The organism is Bradyrhizobium sp. ISRA442 (genome assembly GCF_038085055.1).
In the GTDB taxonomy this organism is placed as follows: Bacteria; Pseudomonadota; Alphaproteobacteria; order Rhizobiales; family Xanthobacteraceae; genus Bradyrhizobium.
In genome coordinates, this window is the sequence record NZ_JALGCN010000008.1 from 157,344 (window position 1) to 178,998 (window position 21,655).

At 61.7% G+C, this 21,655-nt stretch carries 21 protein-coding genes; 14 read left to right on the forward strand and 7 right to left on the reverse strand.

Annotation, left to right across the window (positions count from 1 at the left end; genetic code table 11):
• The first annotated feature begins 22 nt into the window (after positions 1–22).
• The 7 genes from MTR72_RS18900 to MTR72_RS18930 all read left to right on the forward strand — a co-directional run bounded on the left by MTR72_RS18900 (position 23) and on the right by MTR72_RS18930 (position 8,577).
• A complete protein-coding gene (locus MTR72_RS18900; protein ID WP_341510824.1) occupies positions 23–1,723 on the forward strand; it encodes a methyl-accepting chemotaxis protein in 1,701 nt (566 codons plus the stop codon).
• Positions 1,724–1,780: 57 nt separating this feature from the next.
• A complete protein-coding gene (locus MTR72_RS18905) occupies positions 1,781–2,269 on the forward strand; it encodes a chemotaxis protein CheW (protein ID WP_280969392.1) in 489 nt (162 codons plus the stop codon).
• 60 nt (positions 2,270–2,329) lie between these two features.
• Positions 2,330–4,138: a methyl-accepting chemotaxis protein gene (locus MTR72_RS18910; RefSeq protein WP_280969393.1), complete on the forward strand. Its 1,809-nt coding sequence runs from the start codon at positions 2,330–2,332 to the stop codon at positions 4,136–4,138.
• Positions 4,139–4,274: 136 nt separating this feature from the next.
• Complete coding sequence (locus MTR72_RS18915) at positions 4,275–5,129, forward strand: CheR family methyltransferase (protein ID WP_280969394.1); 855 nt, start codon at positions 4,275–4,277, stop codon at positions 5,127–5,129.
• Positions 5,130–5,146: 17 nt separating this feature from the next.
• Positions 5,147–6,238, forward strand: coding sequence for a protein-glutamate methylesterase/protein-glutamine glutaminase (locus MTR72_RS18920; protein WP_280969395.1), 1,092 nt, complete (start codon positions 5,147–5,149; stop codon positions 6,236–6,238).
• Positions 6,239–6,243: 5 nt separating this feature from the next.
• Positions 6,244–7,977, forward strand: a complete 1,734-nt coding sequence (locus MTR72_RS18925; RefSeq protein WP_280969396.1) for a chemotaxis protein — start codon at positions 6,244–6,246, stop codon at positions 7,975–7,977.
• Between the two features lie 153 nt (positions 7,978–8,130).
• Positions 8,131–8,577 carry a hypothetical protein gene (locus MTR72_RS18930; RefSeq protein ID WP_280969397.1) on the forward strand — a complete coding sequence of 149 codons (447 nt, stop codon included), beginning with the start codon at positions 8,131–8,133 and terminating at the stop codon, positions 8,575–8,577.
• Positions 8,578–8,876: 299 nt separating this feature from the next.
• Here the strand turns inward: MTR72_RS18930 and MTR72_RS18935 are convergent, their stop codons facing one another.
• A complete protein-coding gene (locus MTR72_RS18935; RefSeq protein ID WP_280969398.1) occupies positions 8,877–9,242 on the reverse strand; it encodes a VanZ family protein in 366 nt (121 codons plus the stop codon).
• 468 nt (positions 9,243–9,710) lie between these two features.
• On the reverse strand, positions 9,711–9,884 hold the full coding sequence (locus MTR72_RS18940) for a hypothetical protein (protein ID WP_279371981.1): 174 nt from the start codon (positions 9,882–9,884) through the stop codon (positions 9,711–9,713).
• 838 nt (positions 9,885–10,722) lie between these two features.
• Between MTR72_RS18940 and MTR72_RS18945 the strand changes: the two genes are divergently transcribed.
• From MTR72_RS18945 to MTR72_RS18960, 4 genes are all read left to right on the forward strand, one after another.
• Positions 10,723–10,878, forward strand: coding sequence for a hypothetical protein (locus tag MTR72_RS18945; RefSeq protein ID WP_280969399.1), 156 nt, complete (start codon positions 10,723–10,725; stop codon positions 10,876–10,878).
• 158 nt (positions 10,879–11,036) lie between these two features.
• Positions 11,037–11,207, forward strand: a complete 171-nt coding sequence (locus MTR72_RS18950) for a hypothetical protein (protein ID WP_280969400.1) — start codon at positions 11,037–11,039, stop codon at positions 11,205–11,207.
• Between the two features lie 45 nt (positions 11,208–11,252).
• Positions 11,253–11,537: a hypothetical protein gene (locus tag MTR72_RS18955; protein WP_280969401.1), complete on the forward strand. Its 285-nt coding sequence runs from the start codon at positions 11,253–11,255 to the stop codon at positions 11,535–11,537.
• Positions 11,538–11,590: 53 nt separating this feature from the next.
• Positions 11,591–12,013, forward strand: a complete 423-nt coding sequence (locus tag MTR72_RS18960; protein WP_280969402.1) for a hypothetical protein — start codon at positions 11,591–11,593, stop codon at positions 12,011–12,013.
• Positions 12,014–12,059: 46 nt separating this feature from the next.
• On the opposite strand, the gene MTR72_RS18965 is transcribed toward MTR72_RS18960, so the two are convergent.
• Positions 12,060–12,794 carry a metallophosphoesterase family protein gene (locus MTR72_RS18965; protein WP_280969403.1) on the reverse strand — a complete coding sequence of 245 codons (735 nt, stop codon included), beginning with the start codon at positions 12,792–12,794 and terminating at the stop codon, positions 12,060–12,062.
• 772 nt (positions 12,795–13,566) lie between these two features.
• Here MTR72_RS18965 and MTR72_RS18970 point away from each other — a divergent pair.
• Positions 13,567–14,991, forward strand: a complete 1,425-nt coding sequence (locus tag MTR72_RS18970; RefSeq protein WP_341510825.1) for an undecaprenyl-phosphate glucose phosphotransferase — start codon at positions 13,567–13,569, stop codon at positions 14,989–14,991.
• 275 nt (positions 14,992–15,266) lie between these two features.
• Here MTR72_RS18970 and MTR72_RS18975 read toward each other — a convergent pair whose 3' ends face one another.
• The 3 genes from MTR72_RS18975 to MTR72_RS18985 form a co-directional block, all read right to left on the reverse strand.
• Positions 15,267–16,007, reverse strand: a complete 741-nt coding sequence (locus MTR72_RS18975) for a metallophosphoesterase (RefSeq protein WP_280969406.1) — start codon at positions 16,005–16,007, stop codon at positions 15,267–15,269.
• Between the two features lie 912 nt (positions 16,008–16,919).
• Positions 16,920–17,582 (reverse strand): hypothetical protein, encoded by a 663-nt coding sequence (locus tag MTR72_RS18980; RefSeq protein ID WP_280969407.1) that lies wholly within the window; start codon positions 17,580–17,582, stop codon positions 16,920–16,922.
• Between the two features lie 64 nt (positions 17,583–17,646).
• Entirely contained in the window at positions 17,647–18,672 is a 1,026-nt protein-coding gene (locus tag MTR72_RS18985) for a hypothetical protein (RefSeq protein ID WP_341510826.1), read from the reverse strand.
• Here MTR72_RS18985 and MTR72_RS18990 point away from each other — a divergent pair.
• Complete coding sequence (locus MTR72_RS18990; protein WP_341510827.1) at positions 18,644–18,937, forward strand: hypothetical protein; 294 nt, start codon at positions 18,644–18,646, stop codon at positions 18,935–18,937. The two genes, MTR72_RS18985 and MTR72_RS18990, sit on opposite strands and share 29 nt — an antisense overlap.
• Before the next feature lie 227 nt (positions 18,938–19,164).
• Here MTR72_RS18990 and MTR72_RS18995 read toward each other — a convergent pair whose 3' ends face one another.
• Positions 19,165–19,878 (reverse strand): hypothetical protein, encoded by a 714-nt coding sequence (locus tag MTR72_RS18995; protein ID WP_280969409.1) that lies wholly within the window; start codon positions 19,876–19,878, stop codon positions 19,165–19,167.
• Between the two features lie 397 nt (positions 19,879–20,275).
• Here MTR72_RS18995 and MTR72_RS19000 point away from each other — a divergent pair, with 397 nt between their 5' ends.
• The gene (locus tag MTR72_RS19000) at positions 20,276–21,403 is read left to right on the forward strand and encodes a polysaccharide biosynthesis/export family protein (protein ID WP_280971346.1); all 1,128 of its coding nucleotides are present in this window, start codon (positions 20,276–20,278) and stop codon (positions 21,401–21,403) included.
• The last annotated feature ends 252 nt before the right edge of the window (positions 21,404–21,655 follow it).

Genomic DNA, 21,655 nt, shown 5'->3' on the forward strand with positions numbered 1-21,655 from the left:
GAGACCGGGGTAGGGGCTGAAGATGAGATTTACGGTCAAGGCAAAGCTTGCCAGTGCATTCGGTCTGGTCATAGTCCTGTCCATGATCGCCGGCGGCGTCGCCTACATGAAGCTCGCCGACATGATGGCGACCGCCGACAGCATGGTTCTGCGCGCAACCCGGATGGAGAAGGCGACGCAGATCGAAAAGGACATTCTGCTTCAGCTTCGCGCGGAGAAGAACTCGATTCTCGGAACGGAGGCCCAAGCCGAACAGTTTGCGGCCGATGCAGCCAAGCTTCGTGAGCAAGCGACGAAGACCAAGGATGAAGTCTACGCGCTGGCGAGCGAAGCCGGCAGGAAGCTGCTCGACAGCTTTGCGGTAGCATATGCCAAGATGAATGCGTACCAGGAAGAGACGATCCGGCTGGCGAAGACCGACAAGGTGAAGGCTACGGAACGCTCGATGGGTGATGGTCGCAAAGTCGTCGCGGATGCGATGGAAACCATGGGCGCCTATGTCACCAACACGAAAAAGCAGATGGCCGAGCAGGCCGCTCAGTCCAAGGAAGAGGGACACCAGGCGCAGTTCATGCTGATGACGCTCCTTGGCGTATCGCTGATGGTTGCGATCGCCGCGGCCTTGTGGATTTCGATCTCGATCAGCCGTTCGCTCGGCCGGGCGGTCGGCCTTGCCGGTGCGGTGGCCAATGGAGATCTCAGCCAGACCATTCCCTCCGCCAGCAACGATGAGATCGGCGACCTCGTCAGGTCCCTCAACGTGATGGTCGAGAAGCTCCGGCAGATCGTCGCGGAGGCCCTCACGGCCGCGCAGAACGTCTCGGCCGGCAGCCAGGAGCTTTCGGCGAGCGCCGAGCAGCTTTCGCAGGGCGCGACCGAGCAGGCCTCGTCGGCGGAGGAGGCGTCGTCCTCGATGGAGGAGATGGCTTCGAACGTGAAACAGAACGCCGACAACGCCAACCAGACCGAGAAGATCGCGGCGCAATCGGCCAAGGACGCCGAAGCCAGCGGCGTCGCCGTCGGTCGCGCCGTCGAGGCGATGCAGACCATTGCCGAGAAGATCACCATCGTACAGGAGATCGCGCGGCAGACCGACCTGCTCGCCCTCAACGCGGCGGTCGAGGCCGCGCGCGCCGGCGAGCACGGCAAGGGCTTTGCAGTGGTCGCGTCCGAGGTGCGCAAGCTCGCCGAGCGCAGCCAGGCAGCCGCGGCGGATATCGGCACGCTTTCGACAGAGAGCGTCAAGGTTGCACAGGAAGCCGGCAGCATGCTCGCCAAGCTCGTGCCCGACATCAAGAAGACCGCCGAGCTGGTGCAGGAGATCACCGCGGCCTGCCGCGAGCAGGACGTCGGCTCGGCCCAGATCAACCAGGCGATCCAGCAGCTCGACAAGGTCGGCCAGCAGAACGCCAGCGCGTCCGAACAAGTGTCCTCGACCTCGGAGGAGCTCGCCTCGCAGGCCGAGCAGCTTCAGTCGACCATCTCGTTCTTCCGGATCGAGCACGCCACGCGCAAGGAGAATGCCGCGGTCGCGCCGATCGACCGTGCCGTCAGCCAGCTCCGGGCCAAGGCGGCGCACATGGCGGCGGCCGATCAAGGCAAGAAGAAGCCTGCGCCCGCGCGCCAGCCGGCGCGTGCATTGAAGGCCGCCAATGGCGGTGGCGGCTTCGCCTTCGACATGGATGATCGCGAGGACGATCGCGACGCCGAGTTTCAACGCTGATCGACCGGTCCGGCCTCGCGCCGGACCGCGCTCATTCCCAAACCTTTGGACCGCATCATGGCCGCAACCTCGCAATATCTGACGCTCGGGCTCGCCGGTGAGACGTTCGGCATCAGCATCCGCAACGTCCGCGAGATTCTCGACATGCGGCCGATCTCGCGTCTGCCGCACGCACCAAACTTCCTGCTCGGCATGATCGACGTGCGTGGCAGCGGCTATCCGATCGTGGACCTCAGGACCAAGCTGGGTTTACCGAATGTCACAGCGACTGAAGCCACCCGCATCATCATCCTCGACGTGCCGATGAAGGATCGCCTGGTCGGCGTCGGATTCGTCGCCGATTGCGTCTTCGAGGTCACCGATATCGACGAGCAGGCCATCGAGCCGGTGCCCGAAGTGGGAGGCAAATGGCAGTCCGATTATGCGGCCGGCATCGGTCGCAAGGGAGAGAAGTTCGTCGTCATTTTCGACCTCGCCAAGCTGATGGCCAACGACGAGATTCCGGAAGGACGCGATGCGGCCGCGGATGCGTCCCGCGCCGCCTGAGTTTGCAAGAGTAAGCGTGGCAAGCGTACGCACCCCCAATTCGAACCAAATGAGATTGACATGAGATTCACCGTCAAAGCCAAGCTTGCGAGCGCCTTCGGCGTCGTCATCCTGCTTTCCATGATCGCCGGCGCGGTCGGCTACGTGAAACTGTCGGACATGGTTGGAACCACTGAGGTTCTGGTTAACCGTGCGGGCCGCATGGAGAAGGCCGCGGAGCTCAAGGAAGGCGTTCTGTTTCTGGTGCGTGCCGAGAAGAACTCAATCCTCGCGGCGAGCGACGCGGAATACGACCAGTTCGTGGCCGACCTCGCCAAGAATCGCGAAGCGCTCACGAAGTCCAAGGACGAGATTTACGCCGCGGCCGCCGAAAGCGGCAAGAAACTGATGGAGAATTTCTCCGTGGCGTTCGGCAAACTGAACGCCTATCAGGACGAGACGGTCAGGCTTGCGAAGACCGACAAGCAGAAGGCCTTGGACCGCTCCATGCATGACGGCCGCAAGGTTGTCGCGGACGCGCTGGAGGCGGCCGACATCTACATCAAGAACGTCAAGAAGAACATGGCCGAGCAGGCCGAGCAGTCCAAGCAGGATGGCTCGCGGGCCGAGATGCTGCTGATGAGCCTGGTGATCGCCTCGCTGTTGATCGCCGCGGTCGCCGCAACCTGGATCGCGATGAACATCAGCCGCGCGTTGACGCAGGCCGTCGGTCTGGCCGACGCCGTTGCGGTCGGCGATCTCAGCCGCAAGATCGAATCGTCGAGCAATGACGAGATCGGCGATCTCATCAAGTCGCTGAATGCGATGACGGTGAACCTGAACGCCACCGCAGCAGTCGCCAACGAGATCGCACAGGGCAATCTCACGGTTGAAGCCAAGCCGCTGTCTGACAAGGACACGCTGGGCCTTGCGCTCGAGCGCATGGTGGAAAAGCTTCGGCAGATCGTTTCGGAGGCCCTCACGGCCGCGCAGAACGTCTCGGCCGGCAGCCAGGAGCTTTCCGCAAGCGCCGAACAGCTTTCGCAGGGCGCGACCGAGCAGGCCTCGTCGGCGGAGGAGGCGTCGTCCTCGATGGAGGAGATGGCCTCGAACGTGAAGCAGAACGCCGATAACGCCAATCAGACCGAGAAGATCGCGGCGCAGTCGGCCAAGGACGCCGAAGCCAGCGGCGCTGCCGTGGGGCGCGCCGTCAGTGCGATGCAGACCATTGCCGAGAAGATCACCATCGTACAGGAGATCGCGCGGCAGACCGACCTGCTCGCCCTCAACGCGGCGGTCGAGGCCGCGCGCGCGGGCGAGCACGGCAAGGGCTTTGCGGTGGTCGCGTCCGAGGTGCGCAAGCTCGCCGAGCGCAGCCAGGCGGCCGCCGCCGAGATCGGCACGCTCTCAGGCGAAACCGTCAAGGTGGCGCAGGAGGCGGGCGCCATGCTCGCCAAGCTCGTTCCGGACATCAAGAAGACCGCCGAACTCGTCGAGGAGATTACCGCGGCCTGCCGTGAGCAGGACGTCGGCTCGGCCCAGATCAACCAGGCGATCCAGCAGCTCGACAAGGTGGGCCAGCAGAACGCCAGCGCGTCCGAACAAGTGTCCTCGACCTCGGAGGAGCTCGCCTCGCAGGCCGAGCAGCTCCAGTCGACCATCGCCTATTTCCGCATCGATCACGCCGCGAACGGCCACGCGGCGGCGCCGATCGATCGGGCGGTCACTCAATTGCGCGCGAAGGCCGCTACCATGGCGGCCGCCGATCGGCCGGCCAAGAAGCCCCAGGCAAGGCCGGCGCGTGTCATGAAGACCGCCAATGGCGGTGGCGGCTTCGCCTTCGACATGAATGACGGCGAGGACGACCGCGACGCCGAGTTTCAGCGCTAGCATTTTCGAGGCCGGTCCTGCCGTCACGGGTGGACCGGCCCGAGTTCAATGATTGCGCAGACGCGCAAGGTTTCGAGATGGCCCACATGGTCCGACATTCAGTGCAGGCGGCCATCGCGGGCCAAGGCAGGCGGGCATGATGCCGGCCGTGCAGGATACAGCCGTGCATCTGTCGGACCGCCACTTCCGGACGATCGCCGAGCTGATCGAAGGCCAGGTCGGCATCAAGCTGCCGCCCGGCAAACGGCTGATGCTGGAAGGGCGGTTGCACAAGCGCGTGCGCGCGCTGAACTATTCCGACCTGAACGAGTATGTCGACAATCTGTTCGAAACGGATAATTTCGATACCGAGCTCACCCATCTCATCGATGTGGTGACCACCAACAAGACCGACTTCTTCCGCGAGCCGCAGCACTTCACCTTCATGAGGGAAGTTGCGATCCCGGCCCTGCTCAAATTGCACGGACGCAGGAACGCGAACCTAAAGATCTGGAGCTCGGCGTGCTCCACCGGCATGGAGGCCTATACGGCGGCGATGGTGCTGGACGACATGACGCGGAGCGGATCGCGGTTTCAGTACCGCATCCTCGGCACTGACATCTCGACCGCCGTGCTGCGTCTCGCCAGGACCGCGATCTATGCCCGCGATGTGCTCGCCCCGGTGCCGGAGCAATTCGTGAAGAGGTACTTCCTGTCGTCGCGGGACAGGTCGCGCGGCGAAGTGCGGGTGGTGCCGGAATTGCGGCGCATGACGCATTTCATGCGGATGAACCTGATGGATGCATCCTATCCGGTCGACCGCGATGTCGACATCATCTTCTGCCGCAACGTCCTGATCTATTTCGAACGCGAGACCCAGCGCAAGGTGATCGAGCAGTTGCGCAGCCATTTGCGGCCCGGCGGCTATCTGCTGGTCGGGCATTCGGAATCGATGATTCACAGTGCCGTGCCTGGCCTGAAGCAGGTTCAGCCCACCATTTTCAAGGTCTAGCCGGAGCGCAACCCAAAATGCCGAGGGAGAAGGTTCGCGTACTGATCGTGGACGATTCGGCGTCGGTGCGCCAAATCCTCCAGACGATCCTCAATGACGATCCCGACATCGAGGTGATGGGGACAGCCTCCGATCCGTTCGCCGCGGCGCGCCGCCTCCAGAACGAGATTCCCGATGTCATCATCCTCGATATCGAAATGCCGCGGATGGACGGCATGACCTTCCTGCGCAAGATCATGGCGCAGCGTCCGATCCCGGTGATCATCTGCTCCTCGCTTACCGAGGAGGGCTCGAACGTGATGTTCGAGGCGTTCGAGGCCGGAGCCGTCGACATCGTGCCGAAGCCGAAGATCGATACCCGGCAGGCGCTGCTCGAATGCTCGACGCGTCTTCGCGAGGCCGTCAAGTCGGCCGCCCGCGCGCGCGTGCGGCCGCGCGCGGAGCGGCGGATGATCGAGAAGAAGCTGACGGCCGACGCCATCATCCCGCCGCCGGTGCAGGGCCGGGTGCGGCCGACGACCGAGCGCATCGTCTGCATCGGTGCCTCGACCGGTGGAACGGAAGCCCTGAACGACGTGCTGGAGCTGCTCCCGCCGACTTGCCCGGGCATTCTCGTCGTCCAGCACATGCCGGCAGGCTTCACCGCGGCCTTTGCCAGGCGTCTCGACGGCGTCTGCCAGATCCGGGTCAAGGAGGCGGAGGACGGCGAACCCGTCTTGCCGGGCTGCGCCTATATCGCGCCCGGTGCCCGCCACATGCTGCTCCAGCGCATCGGCCTGCGCTACCAGATCGCGATCAAGGACGGCCCGCCGGTGTCGCGGCATCGTCCGTCGGTCGACGTGCTATTCCGCTCGGCGGCCCAGCATGCCGGCGCCAATGCGCTCGGCGTCATCATGACCGGTATGGGCGACGACGGCGCGCGCGGGCTCCTGGAGATGCGCAGGCTCGGGGCTTCGACGCGCGCACAGGATGAAGAGAGCTGCGTCGTGTTCGGCATGCCCAAGGAGGCCATCACCCGTGGCGGGGTCGAGAAGATCGTGTCACTGCATCAGATCCCGCGCGAAATCATGCTCTGGTACCAGACCGGCCATGCCGCGGTGGCGGGTTGAACGCGATGTCCGTAATCCCGGCCAACCCTCTCAGTGATGCGATCGCTGCGATCGAGGATGTCTCCTCACGCATCGAGGACGTCTTCGCCCGTGTCGGTCACCAGCTCGGACGCGGCCATATCATCTTCAAGGAGCTGAATCAGGGTCTCGCGACGCTGTCCGGGGAGCTGTCCGGATCCGCGATCGAGGGTGCGGCGACCGCGTTGCAGGAGATCGCCGCGCGGCTGAACGAGCTGGCGCAAGCGCTGCCCGCAGAGAGCGCCTTGCTCGCGACCATCGGCAAGAGCACCGCGGAGGCGTCTTCGCTGCTCAAGCCATTGTTCAAGCACATCCAGATGATCACGATCATCGCGCGCAGCGCGCGGATCGAGGCGGCTTCGCTCGACGGCGACCGCGAGGGCTTTCTCGCCTTCACGCAGGAAGCCTACGACCTCGGCAAGGCGGTGCAGCGCTCGATCGAAGGCTGCGCGCGGGACCAGCAGCGCCTGTCGGATGCAGTTGCGACGGCATCCACCCGGCAGAGAGAGTTCGAGGGCGGCTACCGGGAGCAACTGATGTCCGGAAGCGCCGAGCTCGCCTCGGCCTATTCCGGATTGCGCGACCAGCGCAGCAAAAGCGCTCATCTCGCCGAGCTCGCGGGCACCAGCACGAGGAAGATCGCCGAGGTGGTCGGCAGCTCGATCATTTCGCTTCAGGCCGGCGACAGCACGCGTCAGCGTCTGGAGCACGTCATCCATGGTTTGCGTCTGGCCTCGGGGCCGGAGCTGGCGCCGAGCCTCGTACCTGATGCGGAGGAGGTCGGCAGCGGCGCTCGCGCCGTCTGCCGTCTACAGGCGGCCCAGCTCAGGGATGCCCAGCGCGAGTTCGGTGGCGACATCGGCCAGATCGTTCGCACGCTGTCGGCCATCCTGAATGATGCGGGCGATATCGTCGGACGCGGCCGGGCGCTGTTCGGCGCGGAGGATGACGGCTCGTCCTCCTTTCTGGCGCGCATCAAGCACACGCTCGCGCAGGCCTCGACCTTAATCGCCACCTGCGAGAATGCCGGCCGCTCGGTTGATGAAGCGCTGGCAATCGTCGAGGACACGCTGGCCAAGTTCCGCCAGGCGATCGCCGGGCTCGCCGAGGCCACAGTCGACATCACCCTGATCGGCATGAACGCCGGCCTCAAGGCCAGCCATCTCGGCAGCAGAGGCAGCGCCTTCGTCGTCATCGCCAACGAACTGAAAGCGACCGCCGACCAGGTCGCGGCGGGCGCAACTCGCTTAAGACCCGTGCTCGATAGCATCGAGCAATCGGCCAACAATCTCAGGGACCTTCGCGTTAAGGGCGATCCCGGGCAACTCGCCGAGCTCGAGCCGCAGATCCTCCAGGCGCTGCGCGAGGTGGAGACCGGCAACGAGCGGCTAGGCAAGCTGATGAACCGGCTGGTCGATGAAGGTGCCGAGTTCGAAGGCCTGATGAATTCGGCGAAGGATTTGATGCGCACGCTCGGCGAGGCCTCTGCGGCCTTGCCGGCGATCGCCTCGCGCCTCGAGACGGCGAGCGCGGTCGCAGGGAGGCCGACGCTACAGGCGGGTGACGAGACGGTGCTCGACGATCTCTTCGCCCGCTACACGATGGAGCGCGAGCGCGACGTTCATCGCGAATTCCTGCAAGGGCTTGGGCTCTCGTCGATTGCCGCCGCGCCTCGGCTCGGGACCGCCGACACTGCAGATGACGGGATAGAATTGTTTTGATTTGGCCGCCTGCGACACCCGCGCGATGTCGCAAGCAATTTGACGCGTTCGGTTTGGGGAACGTTAACCGTCGCGCAACGGCCTTCGGATCAGTCATTGTCGCGCCCCAGAGTTGGTCGCAAATACCCGCTGATTTCACGGTGGATGTTGTTCATGCTGAGAGAGGGCAAATACGCTGCCTGGTTCAGGACCCCGCTCGGCCAAGGTACCGGTATCGTGCATTTGGCCGAGGGGCGGATCTCGGGCAGCGACAGCTTCTTCACCTATGGCGGCTCGTACCACGTCGATGAGAATGGCTTCACGGCCGTCTTGACCACGAGGCGGCATTCGAAAGGTCCGCCGACCGTGTTCGGGCCGGATGAAGTCGTGGTCAATCTGTCGGGCGTGTGCACGGGCGCGATGGCGACCTGCTCCGGAACGGCCAAGGAGGCGCCCGACGTGAAATTCGAGGCGACGCTGATCTACAGCCAGGAAGATACGCCGGTCACCGACGTGAAAGGCGCCGTCGTGAAGCTCAATTCCGACAAGCTGCCCAAGGGCCTCGATAGCCGATCGCGTTCGCGCCATCCCTCCATGTCCCCCAGGACTCCGGCGTCATAGCGAGGCTCGCTTGGTCTCGTGTTGACACCTGCACCTTTGCGGCTGCAGCGCGATGGAGGCCAGAGAGTGCGCGAGGCATCTGTCGCTTGATCGCCGCAAGAGCCGCCAAGCTGGACGATGCGCTGACGATGAAATTCTTTTGCGACCACCCGCGAAGCCGATCCCGATCTCGACGGAGCGATCGCGGCATTGCGCGAGACGCATCGGCGGATGGCCGAGCCGTTGGCGCTGGAAGTGACATATGACAGGCGCAGTGTGGCCGAGTCTGTTGCTCCGCCAAGGTGGGCGTCCCGGACTGACTAGGTCGGTGGTCTTGGCAGGAAGGCCAGGATTGTCTGAGCCAGCATGACGCCCACGGTGCCGCCTGCCGCCTTTTCAAACACGTCGATTATCCGCGGATCACGGTCAGGTGTGAGCGCTTGCATGACCTCGAGCCCGCCGGCAACGGCCACCACAAGAGTGCAGGCCAGCATGAAGCGTCCGGGCAGCAGGAAAGACAACAGGAAGCCCAACAGTCCGTAGGCGCTGAAGCGCTCAATGACGACGACCCAATAGGCTTCGGCGTGGCCCGCGAGGGCAGGCCTGCCCGCCAACTTTGCAAGCGTGGCGTAGACGATGAGCGCAAGGCAGATGGCCGCGGCTGCGATGAAATGGTTTCGACGCATTACCGCATCTTAGCCACCCGAGACGGACGTCGCTGCGAAAGACGCGAACATCGTTAAGGTCGTCCACACTGGCTCTGGCGAAGGATTCCACCAGGACGGGTCAGGCCACCAGTGCCGTCGATGCGTCCACCGTGATGGTGTCAGCTTGTTGGCGCTCAAGCCCTTCAGTCACCGGCGCTCGATTGTTCCGTTCGCATCGGCTGCCTGGAACAGCACTACATCCCGCGGTACGAACGTGCTCCGACGCGAACAGCGCTGGCTTGGCGGCAATCTGTGCGGCTTCGGTGCTTGCGCGGGCGGGTAACCCACAGCCGGAGCGCCACGAACGCAATGTTGAAGGCGAGCCAGGCCACAAGGGCGACAATGGCAAAATGTGACACGACCGAAACCTCGGTTATTTCACGCGGAAATAACGCGCCGGGCGGCCGGCCGTTCCGGCTCGAACCAGTCGTGGCGTTCGCGTCCTCGTTAACCTTTCTTGGTGCTCTTCGATTTCAGCGACAGGCCGAGACGCAAGGCCATGCGCTTGATCGCGTCGGGCGATCGCCCGAGCTGCTTCGCCGCCTCTTCCAGCGACGCTGAAGACTTGGCCAGCTCCATGAGCCGGCGGTCTTCCTTGAACGACCAGGGCTTGCGCGCCATAACCGAAATGATCCTCTCGCATCGACACAACGACAAAGCCGCCAAGCGAACCCATGTGCGCTCGACGGCTCTGCTTGGGTGGGGCCGGGCTTTGGGGGAGCCCGGTGCGAAGATGGATAGGCAATTGGCGAGACTTCGCAACAAACACCGCGGATTAAGCTAACCGCTCAACCTTACCGGGATGAAATTGGTGCGTGGCGCACCGTATAACCACGGGAGTTTAGCTGGCCGAGGCCGATCCGCACGCCCATATCCGCGGACGAGAAGGCTCTGCTGCCGTGTCCGAGTTGTCGCAGAACCAGGCTCCAGGGATCACAGGCCGATTCGCATGTGTTCGTTTGCAGGAGATCGTCATGCCCGGACTTGTCCCGGGCATCCACGTTCTTTGTACCGCGCGGCAAGGCGTGGATGGCCGGGACATTGGCGAGCGGAAGCGACGCCATCCTCCGGACTGCTGTGCTCGGCGATGACGGATGTGAAAGCTTCAGCGCTCCAAGCGCTGGCTATCATACGCGATAGCGCTGCCCGAGATCGAAGCCAGATGTCGCCGATCAGCGTGAGGGACACCAAACGCAGTAGCGATGGCGCGTCGAACGCTCCGCACGGATTCGCGCCGCCATGTCTCGCGCGTCGCAAATCAACAGCGGTCAGCGCCGATCGAGTCATCGTGGTGCGATCGCACACTGCCTTCGTTTGAGAATTGATCCAATCGCGACACATGCGTTGAGCGGTGATCTCGGCGAACGGATCTGCGCTTCTGTCAAACGAGCCGTCACGAGATCGTCGAATTCGCTCGGCTATCATCGTGCAAACGACACGATCCAATGAGAAGGCCGAGATGCTTCAAAAAGCGCGAGCGGCACTTCCTCTCACGAGGTTCAGAGAGCGGGCCTTTGAAGGCGCGTTTTTCGGCGTTGCGCTGATCGCGATGGTAGGCTGGGTGTATTTCATCACCCTGTTGCTGGTGCGATTGTTCCTCTTGTTCCTCGGTTGACGCACGCGCAAGCGATCACTTCGCAAGCATGGTGCTGCCCAAATTTTCTCAAGCCTGACACGAAAATCGGCGGCGTACATCATGATGTCGACACAACTCGAAGCTGAGAATGCCGCATCAGAAGGATGAAGGCGCTCCTTAACTGGGAAGAATTCCGAATGACGCTGTTCCCGATCATCGTCTCGATCTTCGCCGGCTTCGCCGCGGGCTACGCGGCGCGCGCGTGGCGGTCTCACCGGCGCAGGGAGCGTCACCCGCTCCATCGGTCCTATGGTCCGACGATGTCTCGACAAAACCCATCGTTCGCCCGGGTGCGGCGTGCATTCTGAGAAGATGCAAACGATCCGCGATCACGACGGGAAGAGTGGCGCGTCATGACAAGTTCGAGGAACAATGCCCCGCGCCGATATTTCGTCGACGCGGGCGGGCGGCGGGTTCTGATAGGTCTCACCCCCGAGGAAACCTTCGAGTTCGAGCGGCTCGACAGCGAGTCATCCCTCGGGCAGGCGGGCAAGCAGGCCGCGCGCGACGGCGATACGCCGTGGCAGGCGGCCGGCGAGCGGCGCTGGCTGGAGCTGTATGCAAAGCATGAGGGGGCCTGGAAGGCCTGGATGGCACAAAGTCGCGCTGAAGCGCCCGGAGACTTTAACCTTTATTAACCATCGCGGTCCCATTTTCCTCCGGTCTGGCACTTCAAATCGGAAATGCACGCATGTTCCAACTGTTCCTGCGGGCCCGCACCCACAACTTCCTGAGGGACCGCTTCCGGGGAGAACAGACGTTCCGCGCGCGGTCCCCCGAGCGCGATGCCGAGACCGACCGTACGCGTATCGAAGCCATCATGCTGGCGATCGAGGACGCGCTGCACGCGGCAGAGCGTGAGCAGTCGGGCCTTAACCGCCGCGTTGAAGACGTGCTGGCGCGGGCGGCGGTGACCTTCGGCAATGGCGATGATGAATATCTCGAGCGCGAGCCGCTGGACAATCATCACCAGGATCTGTTCGACAAGGAGATCCTGAACGGCCAGCGCAGGCTCAAGGAGCTCGGTGCCTCGATCGCCCATTTCAAATTCCTGAAAGCGGCGATGCTCAGCCGCTTTCCGGAATACCGGCCTCCGACCGGCAGCACCAATTGACGGCGGGTTGCGGCGCCCGACGCAATGCTGCGAGCGGATGCTGCGCCTAGATTGCGAGCATGCTGCTGCCCTGGATGGACAGCAGGGTCAGATTTCCGGTGGCATATGCCCCGGTATCGATATTGGCGCGGTTCTCGAGCAACTCGGCCTGGCGCACCGGTGTGTGGCCATGCACGATATATTTGCCGAAGCGCTTCTTGCTCCGGAGAAATTCGTCCCTGATCCACAACAGGTCCTGCTCGCGCTGTTCGGACAGCGGGACACCGGGACGAACGCCCGCGTGAACGAAGAAGAAGTCGCCGCAGGTGAATGTCGGCCGCAATTGGCGCAGGAACGCGATGTGCTGCGGCGGCATTGCGGACGTGAGCTCGCGCACGAGATCGGATTGTTCGTACTTGGTGAGATTGGGCGAGGCCGACACCCCGTATGACATCATGGTCTGGAGTCCGCCGAAACCAAACCAGTCGGCGACGCGCGAGGGATCGTCTAGCACGGAGGTGAAATAGGCTTCGTGATTGCCCTTGAGAAAAACCGTGTTGCGGCGGCGGCTGCGCCCGATAAGAAGATCGAGGGTGCGGCGGGAGTCAGGTCCGCGATCGATGTAGTCACCGAGAAAGACCTCGATCGCACGATACGGCCGGCTGTTCGACATATCCGCATCGATGACAACGAACATCTGCTCGAGCAGATGCGCGCAGCCGTGGACGTCGCTGATCGCATAGATGCGGACGCCGTCTGGCAGTCTCGGCCGGGGCGAGCTTTGGGTCGCAGTCGTGAGCATGAAGTCTGACTTTTTCGAAGAACTTCGTCCGACATGTCAATACGCTATCGGCGAGATCGGGTCACCACGAGCCGCTTTTTTCCCACTCATGTAAGGACAATGCTCATTTGCACCTGACGGATCAGCCGCGCGGTACGACGAAGCGCAAACGCGTCGCGCCTAGCCGAAGCCTCGGCCGTCGAACGACGGTGCGGCCTTGCTGCGATAGACCGGTGCGCGAACGCGGAACAGAAGCGCCGCAGAAATAGCCAAGCTGAAGCGTCGCCGCAAAGACAAGGATCATAACAACGCCGTGAGCCGGACTGGTTCCCTGCCAGGCCGAGATCGTGCCGAGGATCGCGGCACCGAGAATGGTTGCGGGAGGCAGGATGAAGATTCGGGATCGCCCGCCCAGCAGCGACCCGATCAACAGACAGAAAACAACGACGGTACTCACGCCACAACGTCTCGAAACGGCCAAGAGCGTCAATGGCAGCGGACTAACAACGGCTTAAACGACACAGTTGAATAGCCGTTCAAACGTGCGGGCTGTGATGATCGAAAATGTCGCGATGCGAAAGTCGGCGCGATGCTCACTCCAATGTCAAGCATATGACACAGTTTGAGCACTCGAGCGCTGCGACGCTGCGTTGCAGAAAATCGATCTCATTTTTGCTGTAGTGCCGCAATGTTGCTTTGTTTGATTTAGACATTCGTTCGATCGCATCACAAATGCAATTCGATTTGCTTGCAATTTTCGATTGCGAGTGCGGGACGAGGCAGCGAGGTTCGGATGGCTGTAACAACTTATGGTTCGGAAAACTACTACTCGGTCTTATCGAACCGTCGCGGTGCCCTCCAAAGACCCCTTCAAGTCGCGCTGATCGCCGGTGACTTCCTCGCCGTCCTGCTCAGCTACTACGCAGCGAGTGCTCTGTACCGCCTGCTCGTGGCCGAACGGGATTCGTCGATCGGAGCCGGTCTCGTCGTCGCTGCGGTGCTCGTGACGATCGCGTACTTCCAAGGCGTCTACGATCATCATCGCCTGCTGAACACAGTCTGGCAGCTTCGCAAGACGCTGGCCGTCTGGGTGATCTCGCTGACCATTCTCACCGTCGAGGCGTTTCTGCTGAAGTCTTCCGCCGATCTGTCGCGCGCGACCACGCTGCTGTTCGCCGCGACCGGCGGCGTCGCTCTGAGCGGGCTTCGCGTGCTGTGGCGCTTCGCTCTGACGTCGAGCTATGCCAAGGGCCGCCTCGTCGACAGGAAGGTTGTTCTCCTAAGCCTCAAGCCGCTCGATTTCACGTCGGGCCGCTTCAAGGATCTGCGCAAGCACGGCTTCAACGTCGTGCGGCACTTCGTGCTGGATCCGTCCGAAGAGGGCGCAGGTTGGGATCGCGAGATTCGCGATGTCGTGCGTCAGGCCCGCGCGGCCGACGCGGAAGAATATCTTCTGGTCGTCGATTGGGACGAAATGCCGCTTCTGCAGAAGCTGAGCCAGCACCTGCGCGTCGTTCCTCAGCCGATCCGCCTGCTGCCCGACTTTCCGATCGCCGATCTGGTCTCGCGTCCGTTCCAGCCGGTGAGCGGCACGATTGCGATCGAGATTCAGCGCGCGCCGCTCACCGTGTTCGAGCGTGTGCAGAAGCGCTGCCTGGACGTCGGCCTTGCGTCGTTCGCGCTACTAATGCTGGCGCCGCTGCTGGTGACGGCCGCGATCATGATCAAGCTCGATTCGAAGGGCAAGATCATCTTCAAGCAGTCGCGGCGCGGGTTCAGTGGCAAACAGTTCGAGATCTGGAAGTTCCGCTCGATGACGGTGGCGGAGAATGGCCATACCGTCACGCAGGCGAAGCGAACCGACGCAAGAGTCACGCGGGTCGGACGCGTGCTGCGGCGGACCAGCATCGACGAACTGCCGCAGCTCTGGAACGTGTTGCGCGGCGAGATGTCGCTGGTCGGCCCGCGGCCCCATGCACTCGCGCACGACAACTATTACGACGAACTCATCAGCAACTACATCTACCGTCATCACATGAAACCCGGCCTGACCGGATGGGCGCAGGTCAATGGATTCCGTGGCGAAACACCGACCATCGACTTGATGGAAAAGCGCGTGGAGTGTGACGTCTGGTACGTCAGCAACTGGAGCATCTGGCTCGACCTGAAGATCATGGCGCGAACGGCAGCAGCCTTGATGTTCCAGGAAGCCTACTAACCAGTGCAAGCGGAGGCACCTAGAACTAGGAACAAGAATCGCGGTCCGAAACCCGATTTCCCAGCGCCCTCTCAAGCCGCCGTGCTACCGCGTCACGGAGATGCCGTGAGCGGGGGCGCGAGGCGAAAAATGCCTCCCAATTGCAACTGAGATGACGATATGGCGAGGCGAGAAAATGCTCGCCCCATAGGTTTCGTCCGGTTCTTCTTTTCGATTGGCATCGACAGGTTTGCGGGAGATCCTAGATGCGAGGTCGTCTGGGACACGTGGCTCTATCAAAATGCCAGGAGCCGGTTGCCCTGGATGGTCAGCAGCGTAAGGTTACCCGTGGCGTAGGCACCTGTGTCAATGTTGGCGCGATTGAGCCGAATGTCCGGCTCCCGGACGGGCGTGTGCCCGTGGATGATGTATTTCTCGTGCTTCTTTTCGCTAAGCAAAAACTCGTCCCGGATCCAGAGCAGGTCGTCCTCGCGTTGACTGGCCAGCGGCAGTCCCGGCCTTATGCCGGCATGGGCGAAAAAGAAATCTCCGCAGATGAAACTGGCGCGCAGATGTTCAAAAAACATTCGATGATGCATGGGGATTGCTGCTGAAAGCTGATCGATCAATTCCTTCTGCTCCTTCACGGTCGGGTTCAACGGCGGTTGAACACCGTAAGAGCTCAGTGTCTGAAGACCGCCATACTGTCTCCAGTTCTGAAGCAGCTTGGGATTCCTGAGGACCTCGAACAGGAACGTTTCGTGATTACCCTTGAGAAAGATCGACTCATGCTTCCGGGCGCGTTCGATCAAGAGCTCGATTGTCCCGGAGGAATCCGGGCCGCGGTCAATGTAATCTCCCAAGAATACATGAATGGCCCGCCTCCGGCCGATGGTCATCAGGTCACGATCGATCACCGTGAACATCGATTTGAGTAGATCGGAGCAGCCATGGATGTCGGTCAGAGCGTAGACGCGGATATCGTCCGGCAACCGGGGCTTTGCAGCCGAGCTCCTCGAGCGTGACGATCTCCACATCTTGTGACTGAAGGATTCCGTTGCTTGTTCGGGGCGGGCGTTCGGGAACTTTTCGGCCGTCTACAGTAAAGGAGTTCGTAACAAAACGTGAGGGCCCTTGAATGGCAAATGCGGTGGAACCAAAACAAAACGGGCGAAGCCGGGTTCCTAAAGCCAATCCAATCGCTGCACAGCAAATCGCCAGCGCGGTCGCACTGTTGTTTCTTGACGACATAATGGCCTGATAATCAGCACTGACGCCGCTTATCGTCACCGCGGCGATCCCGATCAAATTGGATACGCCTGAATTGGCTTCAGATGGCGTGCATCCGTAGACGCAGGATGTGGGATGCCAATAGCCGGTCGGCGTCCTCGTGGCCGTGCACCACAGCGATGAAAGACGCCGAAAGCTCAGATCGCGCCGACCCCGGTCGGTTCATGCAATCCGGGCCGGCTCAGTATTGAAACACCAGATCGGGATTACGGGGATTCACGTACCGGACGTAAGTCCGGCTCGGACCATAGGAGTAACGAGGTTCATCGCTCTTGGTGCGCGGATCAACGGTGTAGGAATAGGAGGCCTCGAGCGAGCGATGCCGAACATAAACCGCGGCCGGGCAACCGCATCGTGGACCGCAATAGGGGTTCGGCCCACGATCGATCTGGAGCACGCTTGCAGCAACACGGGCTTTCCGCGGGTGGGCGGCGTAGTCGGCAGCGCGCGCTGGGATGACCGATACAATCACAGCCGAGACCAGTGTAACAAGGCCGACATACGATCGCGACATCGCGCTTGCTCCCTTCATTGCGATCAACCGCTCGCGCGTGGGCGAGCAACGGACCGATCTTGCAGTGACAAACTTGAAATTCATGCGTTTCGTGCTTCGGCCGGCAGCTACGCCGCATTTCGTATAGCCGTCGCGTGCCCGAATTTCAACCGCGCAGTGTCCTAAGGAATGACGGATCGATCGATTCAACAGCGGATTCAAGGAAAGTCTTGCCGAGCACTGACGCTCGCCGATAAGCCGACACGATTGCCGACTTCATCTCAGGCTGGCGGGTCATAATCAGCCAGAGGTCGCTGCGTACGACATCCTTGACGTCGGGAATAGCGAGCGCATCGGAGCGACCCGCTAGATCGATCCGAACCGGCATCAATCGTGCGTCATTTGGCGCGATAGAATACGCCATCTTCAGCGCCTCGACCACGACGGGATCGTGCGGGTCGCGCTGGGCCTGAAGCAGCGCCAGCGCCAACCACAGTTCAGGATTGTAAGGCGAGATTGATAGCGTCTGCCTGACCCTGCCGAGAGCGGCGGCGTGCTTTGTCGATCGGACGTTCGTCGGTGATTGCTGGCCGAGCTCGATCGCCTGCAGCGCGGCGATCAACGCATGATTGCTCTCGAGTTCCGGCCCGAAGGGAGAGAGCGCTGTCAGCGGGGAGGGTACGTCTCCAGTCCAGCGCGAGCCGATCTTGGTTGCGTCGGCGGGAAATGTCGTGCGCTCCAGCGCCGTCAACTCCGCCAAGGCCGAGGCGATCGCATAAGATCCGATGGTCAGCGCCAATGCCATCAGAAGGATGCGAAATCTGCTCAAGGAGGTCATTTCCAATGGACCAGTTCAATGTAAGGCCAATCCTATGGCGCAGGGATGCTGTCGTCTAACGTTTGGCGCCGCTAGTCCGGCCCGCAGATTGCGCAAGTCCGAGTGCGACCATCACGGCCACAATAATCTGGATCGTGGGGTTCGAGAGGCTTGAGTCGAGGAAACTCTCGCAGATGACGACCAGAACGCCGGCGGCTGCAGCCGCCGCGAAAAAGAAATCGCGTCCTCGCCGAACGGCGCCGCGAAAAGTGACAAAGAAGATTTGGGCGGCGAAGCTTGCCAGGATCACGATCGCCAATCGTCCCGACTCGATGGCGATCAAAACTGCGGTGGAAGGCGGAGCGTCCAACGCCGCGGCGCCAAAGTCCTGGTAGGATATCGAGGTGAGCCCAAATGTTCCGATGCCATTTCCAAACCTCGATGCATCCGCGAGCAGGCGTTCTGCCACTGCGACCGTTTCCGGATTGGCGCTGACGAATCCAAGCAGGCCCCAACCACCTGATTGAGAGTGCGGCAGCGCCATGGCGCCGGCGATCGTCGCGAGGACTGCGAACAAGATCGCCGACGGCCAGGAACGAAATCCCAAGCGCCGGACAGCGGCTATGAAAACGATGACAGTCAATCCCAAGCCAGCGACTGCCAGCAAAGCGCCTCGTTCGAGGGTCGCCAGTGCGGCGACTGACACGGCAATTCCAAACAGACCGGAAAGAACACCGACCCAAAGCCGGACCGAGGCCAGATTGCGGATGTCCTGTTGGTGCAGGTGTCGTTCGAGTGCCCTGGCAACGAGCGCGCCATTTGCCAATATCGCGAGCGCGGCTGTTGCCGGAAACGGGCTCGCAGCCGCGCCGATGTCGGAAATCACGCCGGCGAACAAATCGAGCCGGCTGAGCAGGACCTCGGCCGATATCAAGGTCGTTACGACGCACAATACGGACAGGATCGTTTCGGCCCTTTGGCGATCCTTGGTGATGATGACGGTCGACACCAGCAGCGACACGTCAATCAGATAGAGAAACAGGCTTCGCAGCGTCGCGCCGGGATCAACGCTGATGCGCCCCGACAGCGATGGTTGGTTCAATGCGATTGAATTGGCCGACCATATCGGGTTTGCAAGCGAAAAAGTGGGAGCCGGAAAAATCTGCAACGCCATCCAGACAACGGGAAGCAGGAACGCCAGCAAAAATCGCTTCAGCAACTGCGCGGCAGAGGCAAGTTCGGCCTCCGGTCCCCTTGCTGCCATCGCCGCCATCACGGCAGCTACAAGCGCAAGCACATGCTGTGCGAAAGAGCCGTTTGCGATTGCCAAGATCGGCGTCGCGGCCAGCAATGCGATGAGAAGGTAGGAAGCAATCGACAAACTGTAAGACTTCGAAGCGCGAACGGAGTTCATCGTGACAATGGGTGGACGTTGGTGAGTATCGCATAGGCCAACATACGACGCCAATGTCGTCTGGCAGACTGCGCTAGTCGTAGACGGTATGACCCGTCATCAGTCCTAGGTACACGAGCGGGCCGAATGAAGTTGATTTGCGGGATTGGCGCAGGCGTAAGTTTCGCGTAGCCGGCCGAATTATCGAGCACGGCAGTCTTGCGACAAGTAGCGGAGAGCCGTTGCCAGTCCAGTGATCGGCACCGCTCCGCGGATCGCGGCCGGCGTGGTCCCGATTTCGACCGAAAGCTCGTTTGCGTTCTGCCAGTCACCGGCGGCAAGTCTGGACGCGTCAGCAGGCAGGAGTAGCGCCTCGCCGCTCTGGATCACAGATGCTTCGAACTCTGCTCGCTTTTCTCCTGTCATCAGGGTCACGTTCGGTCGCGTCGAGCGGGGCAGTGATTCGAGAACGATGAGCACAATCTTGATACCGTCCTTCCCGCATTGCAGGTCCAGTCCCGCAAGGCGCCCATCCGATTTGGCGCTATCGACGGCGTGCATCACCGAAATGGCGTCGGCGCCGCCGTCAGGATTTCTACTCTTCACCAGTCGCCATCCGCCCTCAAGCTGTGTCGATTGGCTACCGGACTGGACCTGCCTCAAGGCCTCTTCGTCGCAGCGTCGACGCTGTTCGGTGTTGATGCCGGACCCACAGTTCAGGACGCCCGGACGCGGCGGCTCTGCTCGGCTGTAACCACCGGTCGACACCAAGAGGCCAGCGCACAGCAGCGTTAAGCGCATCATCACAAAGGGAGACGGAACGATCGCTGGAGCCAAATTCTTCATCTCGTGCTCAGTGGCCTCAGCGGCCTCGTCGAAAACCTCATCCAGCACAGCGCGAAACTTTGTCGCCATCAGGGAGATTCTTGATTCTGTTTCAGACGAGAACATTCGGCGCGATGTGAAGCGGATGGCCGACCGAACAGTTCAAGATCGCGCGCGGAACAAATGAAGCGAAAAGTCGATCTTTATCCGCCTGGAACTTGTGCACCGGGCGATGCAGGTTAGAATGTCTCCCTCGAATTGGCTTCACATTGGGGCGGTTAGCTGTAGCTGCACTGCAACAGCATCCCCTTATTCTTGGCTGCGACAATCTCTCCTTATTCTGACCATCTCCGGCAGTTTCGTTGGCGCCACTTCGGGATTTGGCCAGGACTAAGCTGGCAAGTGATGGGGATCAGACTTGAGACGCAGCGTTCTAGTATGGGGAGTCTTGCTCGGCATTCTGCTGTCTTCCGCGGGATGCGCGATCATGCCCATGTCCGGTCCGGAAGATCATGTCATCAAGAGTCAGATCACGCGATCAGGGCCGGATTACGAGCTGGTCAAGCTCACACCGACTGTCATCGACATCCTGAAAGAATATGGCCCCGGCGCAATCGCGGGGTCATTTCCTGATCGTCGGCCGCCGGCAGGCATCAGGTTTGGCATTGGAGACACGGTGGCCGTGTCGATCTTCGAAGCCGCGGCGGGAGGCCTGTTCATCCCTGCAGAGGCCGGCGTCCGGCCAGGTAACTTCGTAGCCCTGCCAAACCAAAACGTTGATTTGAACGGGAACATTTCGGTGCCCTATGCGGGCACGGTGAAGGCCAACGGCCGCACCCCGGTCGAGATTCAGCAGGACATCGTGAAGGCGATCGGAAACCGCGCCATCGAGCCACAGGTGGTGGTATCCCTGATCACACAAAACACCTCGCTCATCAGCGTGCTGGGTGAGGTGAAGACGCCAGCTCGTTTGCCGGCGAATGCGGCCGGCGAACGGATACTTGACTTGATTGCGCGCGCCGGTGGCCTGTCGGGGCCGGGCTGGGAGAGCTGGGTGACGCTGGAGCGCGGCGGCAAGAAAGCCACGGTTCCGTTCGGAGCGTTAGTGTATCAACCAGCCAACAACATCTGGATCCATCCCGGCGACACCATCTATGTCTACCGTGAACCGCAAGTGTTCCTTGCCTTCGGGGCCTTTACGGTGGGGGCAACCATAGGCGGGCAGGCGCAATTCCCGTTCGATATGTGGAAGATCAACATGGCGCAGGCGATGGCCAAGGCTGGCGGCCTGATTGATACGCAGGCCGAGCCCGCGGGCGTCTATGTCTATCGGCGCGAACCGCGCGAGTTGGCGGAGCGATTGGGCATCGACTGCTCCAGATACACTGGCCCGCTGGTGCCCGTGGTCTATAACGCCGATTTCCGGGATCCGGCCGCCTTCTTCCTCGCAAACCAGTTTCAAATGCGGGACAAGGACGTGCTGTTTGCCGCGAACGCCGCCACGGTCGACACGGCTAAGTTCCTGCAATTCGTCAGGCTGGTGATAGGCACCGCCAACGACACGATCGTAACCGCGAACAACGCGCAAATCCTACGGATCAACTCGCGCCAGTGACCGGCCCGTCCATGGCTCCAACGGAGCGGTACGCGTGGACGACAATTGAAATGAATTCGCGGGGCCTGACACCCGCGGATTCGGCAAGCTGACGGATGGGGAGATCCGGAGCGACCATCACAAGGCCGTTCGGCAGCGCCTTGCTCGCGGCACGAACTGTGCACCGGAACGCGGTGTTGCTGGTGAGATATTCCTACTGGCTGGCTCGAGGCCTTGGCCGTACCCGCTATATGGCGAGACCGCACCTCAGAT